Source organism: Microvirga sp. 2TAF3 (genome assembly GCF_052114965.1).
In the GTDB taxonomy this organism is placed as follows: Bacteria; Pseudomonadota; Alphaproteobacteria; order Rhizobiales; family Beijerinckiaceae; genus Microvirga.
Genome location: NZ_JBFRFT010000066.1, coordinates 1 through 436, shown reverse-complemented (window position 1 = coordinate 436; position 436 = coordinate 1). Strand labels below are relative to the sequence as shown.

The 436-nt window shown below is 59.6% G+C and carries 1 protein-coding gene; it reads left to right on the top strand.

Annotated elements, in window-relative coordinates:
• The coding region (locus AB4Y97_RS21035; protein WP_442000981.1) for an FAD-binding protein at nt 1–436 on the top strand (436 nt) is incomplete at both ends.

Sequence of the window (436 nt, the reverse complement as noted above, 5' to 3'; positions counted from 1 at the left end):
GCCATAAACCCGAGGCGTTTGTTCGCCAGCATTTCCCGATGATTTATGAAAAGCTGCTCGGCCTGGGAATTGATTTAACCAAAGATCCGGTGCCGGTCGTCCCCGCCGCGCATTACACCTGCGGCGGCGTGATGGTGGATGATAATGGCCGCACCGACGTCGATGGTTTATACGCCATCGGCGAAGTCAGCTACACCGGGCTGCACGGCGCGAATCGTATGGCGTCGAACTCGTTGCTGGAGTGCCTGGTCTATGGCTGGTCTGCCGCGGAGGATATTACCCGGCGCCTGCCGCTCGCCCAGAAGGTCGCCACGCTGCCAGCATGGGATGAAAGTCAGGTGGAGATCCCGGATGAACTGGTGGTTATCCAGCACAACTGGCACGAACTGCGCCTGCTGATGTGGGATTACGTGGGGATTGTGCGCACCACCCGCAG